At 32.2% G+C, this 19175-nt stretch carries 20 protein-coding genes; 18 read left to right on the top strand and 2 right to left on the bottom strand.

The annotated features are described in order from the left end of the window. Positions 1-30: 30 nt before the first annotated feature. The 3 genes from H1R17_RS05925 to H1R17_RS05915 all read left to right on the top strand — a co-directional run bounded on the left by H1R17_RS05925 (position 31) and on the right by H1R17_RS05915 (position 3050). A complete protein-coding gene (locus H1R17_RS05925) occupies positions 31-1620 on the top strand; it encodes a SulP family inorganic anion transporter (RefSeq protein WP_163432019.1) in 1590 nt (529 codons plus the stop codon). 27 nt (positions 1621-1647) lie between these two features. Further along, positions 1648-2283: a carbonic anhydrase family protein gene (locus H1R17_RS05920; protein ID WP_163432017.1), complete on the top strand. Its 636-nt coding sequence runs from the start codon at positions 1648-1650 to the stop codon at positions 2281-2283. A gap of 122 nt (positions 2284-2405) precedes the next feature. After that, positions 2406-3050, top strand: coding sequence for a carbonic anhydrase (locus H1R17_RS05915; RefSeq protein WP_205600669.1), 645 nt, complete (start codon positions 2406-2408; stop codon positions 3048-3050). Positions 3051-3079: 29 nt separating this feature from the next. Here the strand turns inward: H1R17_RS05915 and H1R17_RS05910 are convergent, their stop codons facing one another. Continuing rightward, complete coding sequence (locus tag H1R17_RS05910; RefSeq protein WP_163432016.1) at positions 3080-3670, bottom strand: riboflavin synthase; 591 nt, start codon at positions 3668-3670, stop codon at positions 3080-3082. Between the two features lie 55 nt (positions 3671-3725). On the opposite strand from H1R17_RS05910, the gene pdxA reads away from it, so the two are divergent. The 8 genes from pdxA to H1R17_RS05870 all read left to right on the top strand — a co-directional run bounded on the left by pdxA (position 3726) and on the right by H1R17_RS05870 (position 10116). Continuing rightward, positions 3726-4769: a 4-hydroxythreonine-4-phosphate dehydrogenase PdxA gene (gene pdxA / locus H1R17_RS05905; RefSeq protein WP_163432015.1), complete on the top strand. Its 1044-nt coding sequence runs from the start codon at positions 3726-3728 to the stop codon at positions 4767-4769. A 71-nt stretch (positions 4770-4840) separates the two neighbouring features. Continuing rightward, positions 4841-5446 carry a DUF177 domain-containing protein gene (locus tag H1R17_RS05900; protein ID WP_163432014.1) on the top strand — a complete coding sequence of 202 codons (606 nt, stop codon included), beginning with the start codon at positions 4841-4843 and terminating at the stop codon, positions 5444-5446. 9 nt (positions 5447-5455) lie between these two features. After that, the gene (rpmF, locus tag H1R17_RS05895) at positions 5456-5650 is read left to right on the top strand and encodes a 50S ribosomal protein L32 (RefSeq protein WP_091522482.1); all 195 of its coding nucleotides are present in this window, start codon (positions 5456-5458) and stop codon (positions 5648-5650) included. A gap of 172 nt (positions 5651-5822) precedes the next feature. After that, positions 5823-6824 (top strand): beta-ketoacyl-ACP synthase III, encoded by a 1002-nt coding sequence (locus H1R17_RS05890; RefSeq protein WP_163432012.1) that lies wholly within the window; start codon positions 5823-5825, stop codon positions 6822-6824. 41 nt (positions 6825-6865) lie between these two features. Continuing rightward, a complete protein-coding gene (accB, locus tag H1R17_RS05885) occupies positions 6866-7351 on the top strand; it encodes an acetyl-CoA carboxylase biotin carboxyl carrier protein (RefSeq protein ID WP_163432010.1) in 486 nt (161 codons plus the stop codon). A gap of 47 nt (positions 7352-7398) precedes the next feature. Then, a complete protein-coding gene (gene accC, locus H1R17_RS05880; RefSeq protein ID WP_163432009.1) occupies positions 7399-8751 on the top strand; it encodes an acetyl-CoA carboxylase biotin carboxylase subunit in 1353 nt (450 codons plus the stop codon). A gap of 165 nt (positions 8752-8916) precedes the next feature. After that, positions 8917-9693, top strand: a complete 777-nt coding sequence (locus H1R17_RS05875) for a zinc-dependent peptidase (protein WP_163432007.1) — start codon at positions 8917-8919, stop codon at positions 9691-9693. A 228-nt stretch (positions 9694-9921) separates the two neighbouring features. Continuing rightward, positions 9922-10116, top strand: coding sequence for a cold-shock protein (locus H1R17_RS05870; RefSeq protein WP_163432006.1), 195 nt, complete (start codon positions 9922-9924; stop codon positions 10114-10116). Between the two features lie 228 nt (positions 10117-10344). Here the strand turns inward: H1R17_RS05870 and H1R17_RS05865 are convergent, their stop codons facing one another. Then, entirely contained in the window at positions 10345-12096 is a 1752-nt protein-coding gene (locus H1R17_RS05865; RefSeq protein ID WP_163432005.1) for a helix-turn-helix domain-containing protein, read from the bottom strand. 280 nt (positions 12097-12376) lie between these two features. Here H1R17_RS05865 and H1R17_RS05860 point away from each other — a divergent pair, with 280 nt between their 5' ends. From H1R17_RS05860 to H1R17_RS05830, 7 genes are all read left to right on the top strand, one after another. Beyond that, the gene (locus H1R17_RS05860; RefSeq protein ID WP_163432004.1) at positions 12377-12967 is read left to right on the top strand and encodes a hypothetical protein; all 591 of its coding nucleotides are present in this window, start codon (positions 12377-12379) and stop codon (positions 12965-12967) included. A gap of 280 nt (positions 12968-13247) precedes the next feature. Then, positions 13248-14438 (top strand): hypothetical protein, encoded by a 1191-nt coding sequence (locus tag H1R17_RS05855; RefSeq protein WP_163432003.1) that lies wholly within the window; start codon positions 13248-13250, stop codon positions 14436-14438. Between the two features lie 8 nt (positions 14439-14446). Then, positions 14447-14863, top strand: coding sequence for a hypothetical protein (locus H1R17_RS05850; protein ID WP_163432001.1), 417 nt, complete (start codon positions 14447-14449; stop codon positions 14861-14863). A gap of 54 nt (positions 14864-14917) precedes the next feature. Next, complete coding sequence (locus H1R17_RS05845; protein WP_163431999.1) at positions 14918-15895, top strand: T9SS type A sorting domain-containing protein; 978 nt, start codon at positions 14918-14920, stop codon at positions 15893-15895. A gap of 440 nt (positions 15896-16335) precedes the next feature. Next, positions 16336-17076: a DNA-binding domain-containing protein gene (locus H1R17_RS05840; protein ID WP_163431998.1), complete on the top strand. Its 741-nt coding sequence runs from the start codon at positions 16336-16338 to the stop codon at positions 17074-17076. Positions 17077-17468: 392 nt separating this feature from the next. Continuing rightward, on the top strand, positions 17469-18236 hold the full coding sequence (locus H1R17_RS05835) for a hypothetical protein (RefSeq protein ID WP_163431997.1): 768 nt from the start codon (positions 17469-17471) through the stop codon (positions 18234-18236). A 572-nt stretch (positions 18237-18808) separates the two neighbouring features. Further along, positions 18809-19174, top strand: a complete 366-nt coding sequence (locus H1R17_RS05830; RefSeq protein ID WP_163431996.1) for an NADH-quinone oxidoreductase subunit A — start codon at positions 18809-18811, stop codon at positions 19172-19174. Position 19175 lies beyond the last annotated feature (1 nt).

Genomic DNA, 19175 nt, shown 5'->3' with positions numbered 1-19175 from the left:
TTTACATGTTTATTAATTATAGATTTTTTTATGAAAACAAAAAATAAAGCAGAGTTTTCTCAAAACTTTGCCTCAGGTTTGGTTGTGTTTTTAGTAGCACTTCCACTATGTTTAGGTATTGCATTAGCTTCTGGTGCGCCACCATTATCAGGAATTATTGCAGGTGTTATTGGCGGTATTGTTGTAGGTTTTATTAGCAACTCCAACATATCAGTTTCTGGCCCTGCGGCTGGTTTAACAGCTATTGTTTTAACCGCTATAACCGATTTAGGGGCCTTTGAATTATTTCTTTGCGCGGGTATTATTGCAGGCCTTTTCCAATTAGTTTTAGGCTTTGTACGTGCTGGTAGTATTTCTAATTATTTCCCCAACAATGTAATTGAAGGAATGTTAGCAGGTATTGGTATTATCATTGTTTTAAAACAAATTCCGCATGCTTTAGGATTTGACGGTGATAATATGAGTAATGAAACTCTTTTTGACAATGGTATTAACCTAAATTATTTCAACGATCTTTTTGCAGCAATACATCCAGGTGCAATAGTAATTACACTTATATCTATGGGTATTCTTTTAGCTTGGGATAAAATTCCTTCATTAAAAAAGCTAAAAATGTTACCAGGTGCTTTAGTGGCAGTAATATCAGGTATTTTATTAAATCAATTATTTTTAGCAACAGGCAGCTCATTAGGTATTAGCGCAGAACATTTGGTTACTTTGCCTGTACCCCAAACTGCCGATGATTTTAAAAACCTAATTACACTACCTAGTTTAAATGGTTTTACAAATCCGCAAGTTTGGATTGTTGGTGCAACCATTGCTGTAGTAGCATCAATTGAAACATTACTTTGTATTGAAGCATCGGATAGATTAGATTCTAAAAGACGAATTACCGACACCAACTTAGAGTTAAAAGCACAAGGAGTAGGCAATTTTTTAAGCTCTTTAATAGGCGGTTTACCAATGACATCAGTAGTAGTTCGTAGTTCTGCTAACGCAAATGCGGGAGCAACATCAAAATCATCAGCTATTATACACGGTGTTTTATTATTGGTTTGCGTTTTATCTATTCCGTTCATTCTAAACTTAATTCCGCTTGCAACATTAGCAGCCGTATTAATTTTAGTAGGATATAAATTAGCAAAACCAGCAACATTTAAGCATTTTTGGCATAATGGTAAATATCAATTCATACCATTTTTAGCAACTGTTTTGGCTGTTGTTTTTACCGATTTATTAAAAGGAGTTGGAATTGGATTGTTAATATCGGTTTTCTACATTTTACAAGGAAACATGAAGCGTGCTTATTATTTAAGTCGTGAAAAACTGAATGATACAGATGATTTCACTATCAAATTAGCCGAAGAAGTTTCATTCTTAAACAAAGCGGCTATTAAAAAAACATTGAAAAATGTAAAACCAGGCTCTAATGTAACAATTGATGCACGTTCAACATCGTACATCACAACCGATGTTTTGGAAATGATTCAAGATTTTGCAAACGTACGCGCTAAAGAAGACGAAATTCAAGTGCATTTAATTGGTTTCAAAAAATCGTACAAAGAATATGAATCCGATGAAGATTCGCACATATTAGTTACCCACCGCAGAGCAATGTAATAAACAAATTTAAAGAAAGTAAGAAAAATGAAAGCACATACATTAGAAACACAAGCAACCATTACACCTGAAAAAGCATTAGAAATTTTAAAAGAAGGCAACACACGATTTGTAAATAACTTAAAAGCAAATCGCGATTTGTTAGCACAAGTAAACGACACAAGAGCAGGGCAATGGCCTTTTGCTGTAGTTTTAAGTTGCATAGACAGCCGTACATCAGCAGAATTAATTTTTGATCAAGGTTTAGGCGATATTTTCAGTGTAAGAATTGCAGGTAATTTTGTAAATCAAGATATTTTAGGATCAATGGAATTTGGTTGTAACGTAGCAGGTTCTAAATTAGTAGTAGTATTAGGACATACAAAATGCGGCGCTTTAAAAGGTGGCTTAGATGCAGCAGCTATTGAAGGTCTTGGCATGGATAATTTAAACCATTTAGTTGGTCATTTCGATCCAATTATTAAGAATATCATGAAAGATGGCGAAGAGCGCAATTCTAAAAACACCGATCTTTTAGAAAGATTAAATCATCACAATATTTTAAATGCCATAGAACATATTCGCAAAGAAAGCTCAACCCTTAGGAAAATGGAAGAAGAAGGGAAAATTAAAATTGTAGGAGCAAATTACGATGTTGAAACAGGAAGCGTTGTATTCTTGTAAAACGATAATCCTACAAAAATCAAGAATAGAAAGTCGGCAATTTGTCGACTTTTTTTATTTAAAAATCACCAAAAAATAAATTCATTAGTCGTAATTTTGCCTTAAATCTAACAGAAAAAATTATGTGTAAAGATTTAAAAGAAAGCTTCAATAAAATTATTGATGGAAACAAAGAATGGATGGAGTTTGTAAAAAACGACACCTCGGGCAGATTTGAGCAATTAGCCAAAGGACAAAATCCTGAAATTTTATGGATTGGCTGTGCCGATAGCCGCGTACCTGCCAACGAATTAACAGGCACCAAACCAGGTGAAGTCTTTGTACACAGAAACATTGCAAACGTTTGTGTTCACTCAGACATGAACATGCTATCTGTTTTAGATTATGCTGTAAATGTTTTAAAAGTAAAGCACATTATTGTTGCAGGTCATTATGGTTGTGGTGGTGTTGCTGCATCGTTAAGTAGTTCTCAATATGGTATTATTGATAACTGGCTATCACATATTAAAGATGTATATCGTTTACACGCTACTGAAATTGACGCTATAAACAATCAACATGAAAAAGAAAATCGTTTGGTTGAATTAAATGTTCAAGAACAGGTTTTAAATTTATGCAGAACATCTATTGTTCAAAACGCTTGGAAAAACCAACAACCATTAGCAGTACATGGCATGGTAATTAACATTGGCTCTGGGCAGTTAATTGATTTAAACCATACACACACCAATAACGATAGTCTTACTAAAGTATTTAAATTTGATTAAAAATAAAAAAAAGCCCAATGGGCTTTTTTTTATTTTTCTAACTGTAACAACTTGGTTACATATTTTCCAATTACATCAAATTCTAAATTTACTTTTGTACCCACTTTATAGGTTTTAAACAAAGTATGCTCTAATGTATAAGGAATAATAGCCACGCTAAAGGTATTAATACCCGAATTCACGACTGTTAAACTGGTTCCATCAACCGTAATAGATCCTTTTTCAATAGTTACATATTTTGATTTTTTATCGTATTCAAAACTAAAATAAGTACTTCCTCCCACCTCTTCAATCTTAGTCACCACAGCTGTTTCATCAACATGTCCTTGTACAATGTGTCCATCTAAACGTGTATTTAAAAACATCCCTCTTTCTAAATTTACCACATCGCCAACGTTCCAATTTCCAATAGTAGTAACATCTATCGTTTCCTTTATAGCTGTAACTTTAAAAATGGTATCATTAATTTCTACCACGGTTAAACACACACCATTATGCGCTACACTTTGATCAATTTTTAATTCGTTTGTAAAAGAACTTTCTATAAATAGATGCACATTTGTTTGTTCATGCTCTATTTTATTTATAACTCCAAGAGTTTCAATAATACCAGTAAACATAAGTAGAATAATTTTACTAAATTTGTAACAAAATTAGCAATAATTAATACAACGCATGTTTAAAAAAGGCGAAAATATTGTTTTAGGAATATCAATTGGCGATATGAATGGTGTGGGCCCAGAAGTAATTTTAAAAACTTTTGAAGACCCACGTATGATGGAACTTTGTACCCCTGTGGTTTTTGGTAACGTTAAATTATTATCATTCCTTAAAAAAAATATTAATTGTACAACCGTTATTCACGGAATTGATTCTCTTGACCAAATTCAATTAGGTAAATTCAACGTTTTAAACCTTTGGAAAGAAGGTGTGAATTTAGACTTTGGTGTTTTAGATGACAATGTAGGCAAATATGCCATTAAATCTTTTGCAGCGGCAACGCAAGCATTAAAAGATGATTTAATTGATGCTTTGGTTACAGCACCTATTAATAAATACAACATACAATCAGACGATTTTAAATTTCCTGGTCATACCGATTATTTAAATCAAGAACTAGAAGGAAACGCTTTAATGTTTATGATTAGTGATGATTTAAAAGTAGGTTTATTAACCGATCATGTGCCATTACAAGAAGTTTCTGCCGCATTAAACCCAGAGCTTATTAAACAAAAAGTACGCACCATCAACAAATCATTAATTCAAGATTTTAATGCAGTAAAACCACGCATTGCCTTGTTAGGATTAAACCCTCATAGTGGCGATAACGGAATTATTGGTACAGAAGAACAATCATTTATTACGCAAACCGTTAAAGAATTGTTTGATGAAAACATCATTATTTACGGTCCTTATTCTGCCGATGCTTTTTTTGGAGCAGAGCAGTACAAAAATTTTGATGCCGTTGTTGCATGTTATCATGACCAAGGATTAATTCCTTTTAAAGCATTAAATTTTGGAAACGGCGTAAATTTCACTGCCGGATTAAACAAAATTCGCACATCGCCAGATCATGGAACCGCTTATGATATTGCCGGAAAAGGCATTGCCGATTTTACATCGTTTAAAAATGCAGTTTACGCTGCTTTAGATATTTATAAAAATAAAAACGAGTATTTACAAAGCATAAAAAATCCATTAAAAGTTTCTAGTAATTAACATTAAAAAATTATCAATAAAAGCTTTTAATAAAATTATTTTTATATCTTTGCACGCTCAAATAGATGGTTATGGTAACTGAAAAAGATTTTTTAGTACAGTTCTCTGGACTAAAATTAGGAGAACATCAATTTGAATACATAATTGAAAACGATTTTTTCAATATGTTTGATTACGCTGAATTCAACAGCACTAACATTAAAGTTGATTTAACTTTGTTAAAGAAAACCACCATGTTAGAACTAGAATTCCACCACAAAGGAACCGTAAACGTACCTTGTGACCAAACAAACGAAGATTTTGATTTACCTATTGAAGGAACTTTGAAATTATTCGTCAAATTTGGAGAAGAGTTCAATGATGACAGTGAAGATTTGTTAATTTTGCCTTTCGCAGAATTTCAATTAAACGTAAAGCAATATATATATGAAATGATTGCTTTATCGGTTCCGTACAAACGCGTTCATCCTAGCGTTGCTGAAGAGTACAGTTTAGATGATGAAGACGATTTTGAAGGTTTGGATTTTTTAGATGATGATGATTTAGAAATGATCAACCAAGAAGAAAGTACAGAAGAAGAAACAGATAATACACCGTCTGAAGATAATTCAGACAACAACAATAAAGATACAGACCCACGTTGGGATAAATTAAAACAACTATTAACGGATAAATAATACGGTAAAATGGCACATCCTAAAAGAAAAACCTCGAAAACAAGAAGAGATAAAAGAAGAACTCATTACAAAGCAGTAGCTCCAACAATTGGAACTTGCGCTGTAACTGGTGAAGCACATTTAATGCACAGAGCTTATTGGCACGAAGGTAAATTATACTACAGAGGTCAAGTTTTAGTAGACAAAACTGAGGCTGTAGCTTAATTTTATCAAAAATAAAATAAAAAGCCCCCGCTATGCGAGGGCTTTTTCACATTTGCAAAAAATCAAATAAATTCAAAAAACATCATTTTTAGACAAAAATTGATGCTAATTGCTATTTTTTTTGTAATTTTCAACACTTTTTGAACTTTTTTGAACGTAAAGATAGTCCCTTATGACAAAGATTACAGCAGCCATTACAGCAGTAGGTAAATATGTACCTGATTTTGTTTTATCTAATCAAGTATTAGAAACAATGGTTGACACTAACGATGAATGGATCACATCAAGAACAGGCATCAAAGAACGTCGTATTTTAAAAGATACAGACAAAGGTACATCTTACATGGCAATTAAAGCCGCTGAAGATTTACTTGCAAAAACAGGTCTTGACCCAAAAGAAATTGACTTGGTATTAATGGCTACAACCACACCAGACATGCCCGTTGCTTCAACAGGCGTTTATGTAGCTACACAAATTGGCGCAACAAACGCTTTCTCTTATGATTTGCAAGCAGCATGTTCTAGCTTTTTATATGGTTTGTCAACAGCTACTTCATATATAGAATCAGGTAGATACAAAAAAGTATTATTAATTGGTGCCGATAAAATGTCTTCAATAATTGATTATACTGATCGTGCTACTTGTATTATTTTTGGAGATGGTGCAGGTGCTGTATTAGTTGAACCAAATACAGAAGGCTTAGGTTTTCAAGACGAAATTTTAAAAAGCGATGGTGTTGGTCGTGAATTTTTAAAAATTGAAGCAGGTGGTTCTTTACTTCCACCATCAGAAGAAACAGTAAAAAACAAACAACATTTTGTTCATCAAGACGGAAAAACAGTATTTAAATATGCTGTTTCAGGAATGGCTGATGTAAGTGAACAAATTATGCAACGCAACAACTTAACTCATAGCGATGTTAATTGGTTAGTACCACACCAGGCAAACAAACGTATTATTGATGCTACTGCAAACCGTATGGGTTTAAACGAAGATAAAGTTTTAGTTAACATACACAAATACGGCAACACAACCTCTGCAACCCTACCCCTACTTTTAAATGATTTTGAAAAAGATTTAAAAAAAGGCGATAATTTAATTATTGCTTCATTTGGTGGTGGTTTTACATGGGGAGCCATTTATTTAAAATGGGCATATAACACAGAAAAATAAACTAAATAAATAATTGAATAACAAAATTTTAGAATTATATTATGGATATTAAAGAAATTCAAAATCTAATTAAATTTGTAGCAAAATCAGGTGCTACTGAGGTAAAATTAGAAATGGATGATTTTAAAATCACCATTAAAACTACTACAGAAGCTGCTGCTGCTGAAAACGTACCTTACATGCAACAAATGCCAGTAGGCATGCCGCAAGTTCAAATTGCTGCGCCAGTTGCAACTGTAGAAACTGCTGCGCCTGCGCAAGCTGCTTCTACAGATGATGATGCTAAATACATCACAATAAAATCGCCAATTATTGGAACTTTTTACCGTAAACCATCTCCAGACAAACCAGCTTTTGTTGAAGTAGGTTCTACTATTAAAACAGGTGATGTTTTATGTGTTATTGAGGCAATGAAATTATTCAATGAAATTGAATCTGAAATCAGTGGAAAAATTGTTAAGGTTTTAGTTGATGATTCATCTCCTGTAGAGTTTGATCAACCATTATTCTTGGTAGATCCATCTTAATAAACATAGGTTTTACAACACATTGTTTCATTTAAACTAAAAACCATATGTTTAAAAAAATATTAATTGCAAACCGTGGTGAAATTGCTTTACGCATTATTAGAACGTGTAGAGAAATGGGTATTAAAACGGTAGCTGTTTATTCTACTGCAGATGCAGATAGTTTACATGTACGTTTTGCAGACGAAGCTGTATGTATTGGACCTGCACCAAGTGCGCAATCGTACTTAAAAATGTCTAATATTATTGCTGCTGCAGAAATTACAAATGCAGATGCTATTCATCCTGGATACGGATTTTTATCTGAAAACGCTAAATTTTCAGAATTATGCCAAAAGCACAACATTAAATTTATTGGTGCGTCTCCAAGCATGATCGAGAAAATGGGTGATAAAGCTACTGCTAAAGAAACCATGAAAGCAGCTGGTGTACCATGTGTACCTGGATCTGACGGTTTACTTGAATCTTTAGAGCACGCTAGAAAAGTTGCCAAAGAAATTGGTTTTCCTGTAATGATGAAAGCTACTGCAGGTGGTGGTGGTAAAGGAATGCGCGAAATCTGGAAAGAAGACGAGCTTGAAAAAGCTTGGGAAAGCGCACGCCAAGAAGCTGCTGCATCATTTGGTAATGATGGCATGTACATGGAAAAATTAATTGTTGATCCACGTCATATCGAAATTCAAGTAGTGGGTGATGCTTACGGAAAAGCATGTCACTTATCTGAGCGCGATTGTTCAATTCAACGTCGTCATCAAAAATTAACAGAAGAAACGCCTTCTCCATTCATGACAGATGAATTAAGAGAAAAAATGGGTAAAGCAGCAGTAAAAGCAGCAGAATTCATTAAATACGAAGGTGCGGGAACTATTGAATTTTTAGTTGATAAAGACCGTAATTTCTACTTTATGGAAATGAACACGCGTATCCAAGTAGAACATCCTATTACAGAACAAGTTATTGATTACGATTTAATTCGTGAGCAAATTTTAGTAGCTGCTGGTGTGCCAATTTCGGGTAAAAACTATTTACCAGAATTACACTCAATTGAATGCCGTATCAATGCTGAAGATCCGTTTAACGATTTTCGTCCATCACCAGGTCGTATCACAACATTACACGCACCAGGAGGTCATGGAGTTCGTTTAGACACACATGTTTACTCAGGATACACCATTCCGCCAAATTACGATTCAATGATTGCGAAATTAATTACTACTGCACAAACACGTGAAGAAGCAATTAGCAAAATGAAACGTGCTTTAGATGAGTTTGTAATTGAAGGTATTAAAACTACCATTCCTTTTCACAGACAATTAATGGATAATCCGGATTATGTAGCAGGTAATTATACTACTGCATTTATGGAAACATTTAAAATACAAAAACCTATTGAAGGTTAATTTAATAAAGTTGAGTAAAAAACTCAACTTTATTTTTTTATAACCCTACCTGTTATATTGAAAACTACTTAATAATGTTAAACATTTAAAGTAAAAAAACTCCAACGCTTTCTTCTTTTCACTATTGCGACACTCATAGAATTTTAGTATCTTAAACAAAAAATTATGTTTTTTTCAGGATCTCGACTTTTTTATGACCAATATCGTTTAGATGCACCCAAAGGCAATTTTGAATTAAAATTAACTCCAGAACAGTTAATATATCAATACGCAGATAGCATCGCAAAAGTTTTTCCTCTTTTTAATCAACTGCCGCATAGATTTAAATTAAATTTCAACAATCGTATTTTAAGTTTTCTAAAACAGTATGCTTTTGCACCTCAACAAAACGCACCTTTAACCAATGCACATAAAATTGAAATTGCTGCTAGTTATGTAAAACTTACGTTGGGTTACAATCAATTTTTAATCAATAGTTTTGATAAAATTGTAGTCTACCCTACCGCACAATACTTTTCACACTTAAACGAAACTCACACGGGACATTTCAACCCTAAAATGAAGGTAGTTATGTTGGCTTTAGACGAATTTGAACACGACATCAAAAATAATCAAGACGGTAAAGATTTAGCATTGCATGAATTTACGCACGCTTTGTGTTTTGAGATGATGCAACCTTATGCTAAACATCCTGATTCTGATTCATTTAGAAAAGGTTTTCGACTCATTCATCAATGGATGGAAGCACCAGAAAACACATCTAAAATTAATCAAATCAATTTTTTACGTTCGTATGCTTTTACCAGTCGTTTAGAATTAATTTCTGTTTTAATTGAATTATTTTTTGAAAAAGAAACTTTGTTTAAAACACATTTTCCAGATTTATATAGCTACACAGGCAATATGATTAAGCATCCTAAAACAAAATCAATCGCAAAATAGTTTGTGTGCAAATGATCTAAATCATTATCATTAAAAAACACTCGTTCCTATTTACAAACTATCGTTTTTTAACAATATTTATTAACATAACGCACATAACCAATGATTACACAAAATGTAAATCAATTTAAAGCACGTTAATTTTTTTATAAATAAACCAAATAAAAACTTTGAAAACAGTATAAAAAGTTTATCTTTACCGCATTATTAATTATTTATCATTATCAAATGAGAACAGGTACAGTAAAGTTCTTCAATGAATCAAAAGGATTCGGATTTATTACAGACGAAGAAACAGGACAAGACATTTTTGTTCACATCTCAGGACTTAAGTCGAGAGAATTAAAAGATGGAGATGTAGTTAACTACGTTGAATCTGATGGAAAAAAAGGAAAAATCGCAACTGACGTTGTTGTTTTATAATATACGTTAGATAATATATATTACTTAATTCCATAAGCCACTGCATTAAATGCAGTGGCTTTTTTTATTGCTTAATAATCTAAATTTCTCCTTTATCCTGTGCTGAGCTTGTTGAAACATCAAAATAACAAACTACTAAAAACAGGTTTTATGACACATTATAATCATTCATAATACTTAAAATAGCTACAATAAAAAATGCAATCTTCGGAAAGATTGCATTTTTTATTATTCCGTATCCAAACGTTCTATAAAAGAAGAAGGACTTTCGCCTGTTATTACCCTAAACAAACTAGCAAATGTTTTGGGATGTAAATCACCATAAATTGCTGCCAAATCTTTAATCGGTTTTTTTCGTAGTTCTTTATCTGCTTTTAAATCGGCAACTACTTGTTGTATACGTAAGCTATTAATATAGGTACTAAAACCCTTTTTATGTTCATTTAAAAAAGGCGAAAGCGTACTACGGGTTGTATTTAATTTTTTAGCTAAATCGTCTAAGGTAGTAGGTGCTAAAAAGCCTTTTTCTTTTTCAAAACACTCTAAACCTTCACCCAAACGTAGGTCGGTTGGAGATGGCACAGCAGCCTTTGTCTCTGGTTGCTTTAGTTGTTGCGCCTCTGGTATTTCTGTTGTTATTTCAGAAACGTTCTCTGTTACCCCAACTTCAGTAGTTACAGTGTTGGCTATAGCTGTTGTTTGGGTAACCGTATCTTTTTTACTTACGCTTTTTTTATGAAGCTGTTGTTTTTTATATCGTTTATAAAATACATACCCCCCTATCAGCAACAAAACACCCCCTAAAATACTAATGCCTATAGTAGATTTCTGTAACAACTTTTGCAAGTGTACTTCGTTGTTTTTTAATTTTTTGGTATCTAACTCTTCATGTAAAATACTGGTAATACTTTGTTGTTCTTTTTCAAACTGCTGGTTTAAAGCCATTAGGCTTTCTGTAGCCTTGTTTTGCAAAGCCGTTTGCCCTGTTTCTTTGTAATAGGCAATTAAATAATCATACGTTGCACGCAACTCATAATTTAAAAACGTTTTTTGGTGAAAAAGGCTGTCTATTTTGGTAAAATAAGCAACTGCTGTTTCTTTTTGGTTTTGTTGCCAGGCTATTTTACCCAAATACAAATAAATAACATGCTCATTGGAAAAATCTCCGTTTTGCTGTATGGCAGGCAATGCTTTTGTAAAATAACTTTGAGCCGTAGCATTGTTTTTCTGTAAAAAAGCCAAGCCCCCGTTTAGGTAGGCTATATAAGCGGTTTCTAATTGTTTGTCTTTAGGTTTTAATAGTTTAATTGCTTGTTCACTTTCCTGTATAGTAATATTCAGTTTATCAATATCTTGTAACTGCCAATAGGTTTTACTCAGACAATATAAAGTAACAATATAACTTCGTAAGTTGTTGTAATCTTTTTGGGTTTGGTAGTAGTCTTTTGCTTGGGTATAATAAGCAACGGCTTTATCATAATACCTTGTATGACTGTAAATATTACCAATATCTATGCGTACCGCATTTAAGTTGTATAAATTATTTATTTCTTCGTTAAACGCTTCTGATGCTATAGCATAGTATAATGCATTTTTAAAATCGCGGTTGTCGTAATAAAATACTGTGCTTCTATTTAAAAACCTTCCTTTAATACTGTCGTTCTCCATTTTTTGTACCAAAGGGTGCATTTGGTGCAACAACAAAGCTGCATTGGCAAAAGGTACTAAAAAAGATTTTTTTTCTAATGCTTTGTATTGTTCTAATGAGTTGTTTTCTTTACGCGCTTTTTGATAATACACCTCTAAATACGCTGTTTTTTTTGCATTAGAAACGGTATCGTTTTGAATAACATCCCAAAGGTTTTTGTATGAATCTGCCGTTGTTTGCCCAAACAAGCCAAACGGCAACAGAAAAATAATCCAGCAAAGGAATAAATGATTCAGTATAGGGAATAAATTGTCCAATTTTTTAAAAAACATACTTCATTTTTTTCTAACTGCACAAAAATACAAAAAAATAACAAACAGCACTCTTGTTTTATATAACACACTGTTTTTCAAAACAATACAACTAAACAACAAAGTAGTAATGAATGGAAAAATAATCCATAGAGGGGAATAAATTGTCCAAAACAAGGCATGAATTATCCCGTTCTTTAACTATGGATAATTTGTTCGCTTGTTGTTTTAAAAACCGTTCATATTTGTAATCGAAACAAAAAGCTACCCGGGCAGCGTTATTAAAAAACTCCGAAAAACAATGAAACGATTTTTTTTATATGCTGTAGCAATTACTGCTTTATGCAGCGCATGCGAAACAGAAAACGAAGTATTCGCAACAGAGACAAAAGAACAATCTAATACTTTGCATCAGGCAAAAGGTGTTAAGACAAATGATTACCAAACCTATCAAAGCATTATGAACAGCTTTGTATACAACAAAAGCCAAACGTATGAAAAAAACCTGCTGTTGTTTGAAGAACATGTAAACCAGCAAATACTTAATTACGTAAAGCAAGAAACCTATAGTTACGAAAAAATAAACCAAGAACAACTATTGGTTTTAAAAAGAGCAGATGCAACTTTTATAGAACAACTGGCTTATACTAAAGAAGCCAAGCAAGCCATTCAAACTATTTTAAGCAACCGTTTTACTAGTGATGCTATGCAATTAATTATCAACGAAGATGAGCAAAATTTAATAGCAACCCTATTTGCATTGCAGGGTAACGGGAATGATGATGATTTATTGAATGGTAAAAGAAGAATTGCATTTGCTTATGGTGCGCAATACAGCTTTACACAAGCGGTATTGTATGCTGGGGCTATAGAACTATTAGCGAAATACTAATAAGTCTTAAAGTCGAATGTCCGTCAGTTCGAGCTTGTCGAGAACAGTAGCCTTTCAAAAAGCACAATTAAACTAAAGTCGATAAGTCAAAAGAGACATACAATTACAAAAATAAAAAACTGAAAAAGAATTATTTACCTATTTGTTTCGGAGGCCGGTAGTCGCGAATACCGGTTCATAAACAAATAAGAAACAACCAATTACAGTGGTATACCTGTAAAAACTATTTTTAACCGCAGTTTATAAAACAATAAAAACAAAACTGCATAAACAATTTTAAATGAAAAACTTTAGAAAATTTACAATTGGAGTAATTGGAGCTGCTTTATTAAGCTTGGGTCTGTATTCTTGTGACAATGAAGATGCAATATCTTCAACATCGCAAACAGAAGAAACAAAAACCTTAGCTGCCAGAGAAGCAGGTGAAGTAGCTATACCAGAAGTTCAACAATATTATAATAATCTTAAAACGATTATATTTGCAACTGAACTTAATAAGTTAGATGTTGTAAGAAGTCTTGCAGATAAAGAAATACCAATGGTTGAAAAAATCACAACCTTAGATCTTGTTGATGAAGCTGACAAACCTATGACCTTTTTTGATTTTGAAAGTGAAGAGCAACAAATTGAGTTCATAGATCAATATTTAGATGAGGAAGCCCTTTCAGTTTCAGATAAAATTACAATGGAACCAGAATTAATTGAAAACTTTAAGCAGGAAAATTTAGTTATTGAAAAGATATTAGAAGAAAACAACATAAAAGGTTATGCTACTAAAATTTCTGATAAAGTTTCATTTTTTGATCGTTTAAAAGGAGAAATTGGATCAATATATCTTCCTATAAATCCTACTCCAATAGAAGGAATGCCAATACCTATTGAAATTCCAACAAAAGCACAGTTACTTAGAAATAAGTTAGCAAAAATGAATCCGCAAACTGGTGATTTCTTTGTAGCTTTACCTACACACGGAGTTCCTTTTCAATTAATCGATCTTTTTAATAAAAGATTCAAAGTGGGGCATGCTGGTATTGTAACAAAAAATATAACATCTTCAACTTTACCTACAGAAAATGTTTTAATTGAAGCTTGGAGTACTGTACAATATAAACAGATAGAGGATTGGGTTGATGCTAAGTTTTATGTTATGGAGTTCAAAAAGAAAAAAACGCGTATAATAATAAAATGGTTTAAAGTAAAAATTGAAACATCGTACCACAATGTTAACAAACAAGCAATAGCTAATTATGCAATGAGTAAATTTGGTAAATCATATGTAAAAAATTTATTCGAATTTGGTGCTATGAAAGCTACTGCAAAAAATTTAGACAGATACACTTGTACAACATTAGTATGGCGTTCTTCAGATGTTGCTGTAGATATTAAACCTTCTCCATGGTTATCACCTATAGTTACACCAACTGATTTATATACTGATGGAGAAACATTTGTAAAAGGACAAGTTAATTAATTACAAACATGAAAAAAAGAATTTTGTTACAAACCATTAGTCTGTTTGCAGTGGTTATACTATCGGTACTAAATACATCATGCGATAAAGACGATGACCGCATTGATTTTTACAAAAGTCAAAACCGTTCCGAAGAACTAAAAGGATGGTGGAAAAGAATCAGTAATGAAGAACATCCTGATTACATGGTTTTTGAAGAATTTACTTATAAAAATGTAACCTATTCAGAAAATCAAGGGTATTATAATCCTTCTGAAGGAGATTATTGGTATAACAACAATTCTCATATTTTTTCATTATCTGTTGGTAATTTTAAATCAAATGGTGTTGAAAATCAAATACCATATAAAATGAACATTACAAAAGACACCTTACAACTTTATAATGAGGCTACTGGCTATTATGTAAAAGCTACACAACCTTAAAATTAACAACCTAAAGAGCATTTATTACAAATGCTCTTTTAAACTTTAAAAATTATGAAAACAAAAATTACCTTAATAATTACCTTATTTGTTAGTATGTTAACAAATGCTCAGCCCTTTTACACTTTTAATAAGTTAACCGCTACCTATACCGATGTAGTAAACCCAATAAGCATTAACAATAACCTACCATGGCAAAAACACAACGTAAATAATGCCATGTACTGGGACTACACCTTGCCTTTTAACTTTAAAATAAACGGTGTTAATTATAAGTTCATCACTTTTGACGGAGCCAATATTTCTTTACTTAGTATGAGTACCAGCGAAGTTGAACTTTATGGAACAGGCATTGGTATTGCCGATAAAAGTGCTGCAACTGCAACCACTTCTGTTTCGCCTATTGGTTACAAAGTAGAAGGCACAACAGGCAGTCGTATTTTTAAAATGCAATTTAAAAATGTAGGCTCAGCTACTGAAAGATACTTTTATTTTGCAAATACGTACTATTTAAATCTACAAATATGGTTGTACGAAGGCACCAACGTAATAGAATACCATATTGGCAATCATAATTTAAGTACGTACAATTATCCTAATGAAGAGCCTATTACCAATTTTGGTTTTGGTGGCGAACCATCATCAGGTCAGTTTGTTTGTATGTTATATGATAACCCGCAAACCCCATTATTAGGAGAATACACAGATGAAAGCCAAGTAACCCTTACTAATTATGGTTTTGAAGGCTACCCTAACAGCAATACCGTTTACCGTTTTACACCCGTTACAAGTGCCAGTATTGGCGAAAATTTGTTTGATACTGTTAAAGTATACCCTAACCCAACAACAAATTACTTAATATTGGAAAATTTAAATCAAGCTAAAGAATATGCTATTTATGATTTAAAGGGATCATTAGTAAAAAAAGGAACATTAAGTGCTGAAGATAACAGCATTGATGTATCAACAATAGCAACAGCTGTATACATTTTACAAATAGATCAGTCAACCTATAAATTTATAAAACAATAAAGTTTAAACTAAAAAAGATATTTTAACCCCAAATGTCACGCTTGTGTTTAACTTAGGTTGTTTATTTAATAAAATAAGCAAGGTATTTGGTTAGGCTCAGCAAAAATACTTGCACTACTAGACAATTTTAAACAATGCAACTACTAAAAAAATACCTACCCCATACATTAGTTATTTCAGGTATCATTTTAATTGTATTAGGATTAGCACTTTAAAGAAAATAATCCTTTTTATCAGATACTTGGTTTATTCTAAACAAACTTTATCATGTACTGGCTTAGGCCAGCAACTATAAGATGTTAAAACGCTATGTTGTTTTAAACATCAAATCTTCATGTTCTTTCAACAGCAATACACATTCTATTTAACAACCAACATACCACAGATGCATCAAGCGGTGCATCTGTGGCTAACAATACTATTAACTTAAAAACAATATTATGGCAGTATTACACAAAATTAAGGCGTATTTATACGACAACGTTTTAACCAAAGACAACCCCAACGATTTTATTGCACGTACGGTAAGCGAACGTTCATTAAATGTAAAACAAATTTGCGAAGCAGCAGTAACCCGTGGTGGTGCCGATGTTTCGGCAGCCGCTATGGAACACGCTACCGAATTGTTTTTAAAAGAAATGGGGTACCAACTGTGCGATGGTTTCTCGGTAAACACAGGGTATTTTACTGCAAGTACTCAAATTAGAGGCGTTTTTGACAGCCCTACCGAAACCTTTAACCCACAAAAACACAACATACTGTTTCAGTTTAACCAAGGCGAAAAATTACGAAGCCAAATTGCTACCATCGAAATTGCTATTTTAGGTGTAGCCGAAGCTGGTGCTGCCATTTTACAGGTGAAAGATGTAAAAAGCGGTACCGTAAACGATTTGCTTACACCCAACCGTAACCTTAAAATAGCAGGTAGCAAAATAAAAGTAGTGGGCGATAACCCTGCGGTAGGTATTTATTTTACCAATACCGATACAGGCATGCGTACCGCAGTTGATGCAACAGATATAGTGGTAAACAACCCATCAGAATTAATTGTGATAACCCCTGATTTAGAAGCAGGTATGTACACCATAGAAGTGGTAACTCAATATACCGTAGGCACTTTGCTAAAAGAACCACGTACTGCAACTTTTGATAAACCATTAACCGTAATAGGTATTCAATAGGTACTCTTATGTTGCAGTCAAAACCCCTTTGACTATACAATCAAAAGACCTTTGATAGTACAGACAAAGGGGCTTTGATAACGCGGTCAACAATACTTTGACTGGGCGTACAAAGCCTCTTTGAGTTAGCTGTCTACTTACAGATGTAAGTACAATATGCTTTACAAATTATACATCTGTTTAAACAGACTAAGGCGCAATTTCTATAAGTATATCAAGAATAAAGACAAGAATAACCAAAATTAAATAACCTATGTGTTTCGGAGGCTGGTAGGCGCGAATACCAGTTAACAAACAAATTAAGAATCCGATTACAGCGGGGTACCTGTAAACTTATTTTTTTAACCGCAGTTTATAAACAATAAAAACAAACTGCATAACTACTTTAACAAATGAAGAAAATTAAAAATTTAACATTAGGAATCTTAGGAGCAACTATTTTATCAGTGGGTTTGTATGCTTGTAGCAATGATAATGAAGCTACAACAAGTAACAATACCACAACAGAACAATCCACTATAGCTGCTAAAGAAGCTTTAGATGAGAATTTAACAACTATATATTCAAATCTTACAAAAAAAGCTTTTGGAACATATTTAATTCAAAATGGGGTTTTAGATGTAAAAATAAAAGAAGAAATTGATAATGGTTTTATATTTACATTTGAAACTGAAAAGAATTTTGGTTTTAGTACACAAAGTTTTAACTTAGCTAATTATAACTTTAAGATAAGTAATAATAAATTATCTCTAAATAATTATTCAATTCAAAAAGTTAAATCAGAGTATATATTTTACAAAAATAACAATGTAATTGAGGTTGAAAATAAAGACGAAATTCTAAAAGATTTTGATTTTATCATCTTGGGTATTGTATATGACGAATTATCTAAAGATTCATTAATAACATATCAAGAACATATAAAAAACTATTCAAATCAATCATCAAGTTCTACAGTACCTTGTCCATGGTGGAATACTAAAACAATTACAGGTATAGGTTGGACAAGTGGATCAGCTAAATCTGATTTACATTTTGCAACTATTCAGAATGCAAATGAAGGAGATTTAGTTGGATGTAGATCTTTAGGAGGAGTTGAAGTTAATAGTAAATTAGACGGATTATATTTTACTGCTGTTCAATCATTCTGTTGCCCATAATATTTATATAAGGAAATGAAAAAGATAAGATTATTAATGTTAATTAGTTTAGTATTATTCCTAATAATAACTTTTTTCACTAACCTTATAGTGTTAAAAAATGTATTTGGGTATTTTACTTTGATGTTATTAATAGTGATCATAATAAAAAATATTAAGAACTATTATCTAAAATAATAATCTTTTAAAATTTAGTGTAATACATTTTAATTAGATTGTTAAAATTTCTTTGCTTACAAATAATATCTCGCATATTAATGCAAGCATTACACTTGTATATAACTTAAATCACATGCTTTACCAGTTCATCAAGTAGGTATTGGCTCAACTTAAAAACAAAAAAATCCATCTGATATAAAGATGGATTTTTTGTTATTGCTTCATTATCAAATTCGTTATTTGTTTTTAAAAAGTGCATAGCTTGGTATTAAACGCAAGTGTTCTTTCTATTTAAAATCATTATAAATTAAAGTTTAAAACCCGTTAAGCCGTAAGAATTAAAACGATAACTTTTTTAATCCGCTTGTAAAATTCTATATTTGAAAATTCATTTATTTTATAAAATTATAAACATGCAATCTACCCAATTAGATTTAGTCCCAATCCTTATGCAGCTTGGGCTTGCAGCTGGTTTTGTATTTGTAACTATTTTAGTTTCGGGATTTTTAGGTCCTAAAAAAGCCTCTAAAAATAAAGACATCAACTTTGAATGTGGTATCGAATCTTTTGGTAACGCCCGTGTTCCCTTTAATGTACGTTACTTTTTGGTAGCTATTTTATTTGTTTTATTTGATGTTGAAGTAATTTTCATGTATCCTTGGGCTGTAAATTTCTTAGAACTTGGATGGGAAGGTTTAGCAAAAATGGGCATTTTTATGTTCTTGTTAATCGTAGGTTTATTATACGAGTTCAAGAAAAAAGGGTTAGAATTTGAATAAA

Source organism: Flavobacterium sp. xlx-214 (assembly GCF_013874595.1).
Taxonomy (GTDB): domain Bacteria; phylum Bacteroidota; class Bacteroidia; order Flavobacteriales; family Flavobacteriaceae; genus Flavobacterium.
Note: the sequence above shows the minus strand (reverse complement) of the source record. Positions and strands in the feature narration are given on the sequence as shown.

Excerpts from the sequence above, each read along its gene's own strand:
- H1R17_RS05870 (WP_163432006.1), top strand. The coding sequence starts at position 9,922 with ATGAGAACAGGTACAGTAAAGTTCTTCAATGAATCAAAAGGATTCGGA.
- H1R17_RS05920 (WP_163432017.1), top strand. The coding sequence starts at position 1,648 with ATGAAAGCACATACATTAGAAACACAAGCAACCATTACACCTGAAAAA.
- accC (WP_163432009.1), top strand. The coding sequence starts at position 7,399 with ATGTTTAAAAAAATATTAATTGCAAACCGTGGTGAAATTGCTTTACGC.
- H1R17_RS05910 (WP_163432016.1), bottom strand. The coding sequence starts at position 3,670 with ATGTTTACTGGTATTATTGAAACTCTTGGAGTTATAAATAAAATAGAG.
- pdxA (WP_163432015.1), top strand. The coding sequence starts at position 3,726 with ATGTTTAAAAAAGGCGAAAATATTGTTTTAGGAATATCAATTGGCGAT.
- H1R17_RS05900 (WP_163432014.1), top strand. The coding sequence starts at position 4,841 with ATGGTAACTGAAAAAGATTTTTTAGTACAGTTCTCTGGACTAAAATTA.
- H1R17_RS05855 (WP_163432003.1), top strand. The coding sequence starts at position 13,248 with ATGAAAAACTTTAGAAAATTTACAATTGGAGTAATTGGAGCTGCTTTA.
- H1R17_RS05845 (WP_163431999.1), top strand. The coding sequence starts at position 14,918 with ATGAAAACAAAAATTACCTTAATAATTACCTTATTTGTTAGTATGTTA.
- H1R17_RS05890 (WP_163432012.1), top strand. The coding sequence starts at position 5,823 with ATGACAAAGATTACAGCAGCCATTACAGCAGTAGGTAAATATGTACCT.
- H1R17_RS05840 (WP_163431998.1), top strand. The coding sequence starts at position 16,336 with ATGGCAGTATTACACAAAATTAAGGCGTATTTATACGACAACGTTTTA.
- H1R17_RS05860 (WP_163432004.1), top strand. The coding sequence starts at position 12,377 with ATGAAACGATTTTTTTTATATGCTGTAGCAATTACTGCTTTATGCAGC.
- H1R17_RS05925 (WP_163432019.1), top strand. The coding sequence starts at position 31 with ATGAAAACAAAAAATAAAGCAGAGTTTTCTCAAAACTTTGCCTCAGGT.
- H1R17_RS05915 (WP_205600669.1), top strand. The coding sequence starts at position 2,406 with ATGTGTAAAGATTTAAAAGAAAGCTTCAATAAAATTATTGATGGAAAC.
- H1R17_RS05850 (WP_163432001.1), top strand. The coding sequence starts at position 14,447 with ATGAAAAAAAGAATTTTGTTACAAACCATTAGTCTGTTTGCAGTGGTT.
- H1R17_RS05830 (WP_163431996.1), top strand. The coding sequence starts at position 18,809 with ATGCAATCTACCCAATTAGATTTAGTCCCAATCCTTATGCAGCTTGGG.
- H1R17_RS05865 (WP_163432005.1), bottom strand. The coding sequence starts at position 12,096 with ATGTTTTTTAAAAAATTGGACAATTTATTCCCTATACTGAATCATTTA.
- accB (WP_163432010.1), top strand. The coding sequence starts at position 6,866 with ATGGATATTAAAGAAATTCAAAATCTAATTAAATTTGTAGCAAAATCA.
- H1R17_RS05875 (WP_163432007.1), top strand. The coding sequence starts at position 8,917 with ATGTTTTTTTCAGGATCTCGACTTTTTTATGACCAATATCGTTTAGAT.
- H1R17_RS05835 (WP_163431997.1), top strand. The coding sequence starts at position 17,469 with ATGAAGAAAATTAAAAATTTAACATTAGGAATCTTAGGAGCAACTATT.
- rpmF (WP_091522482.1), top strand. The coding sequence starts at position 5,456 with ATGGCACATCCTAAAAGAAAAACCTCGAAAACAAGAAGAGATAAAAGA.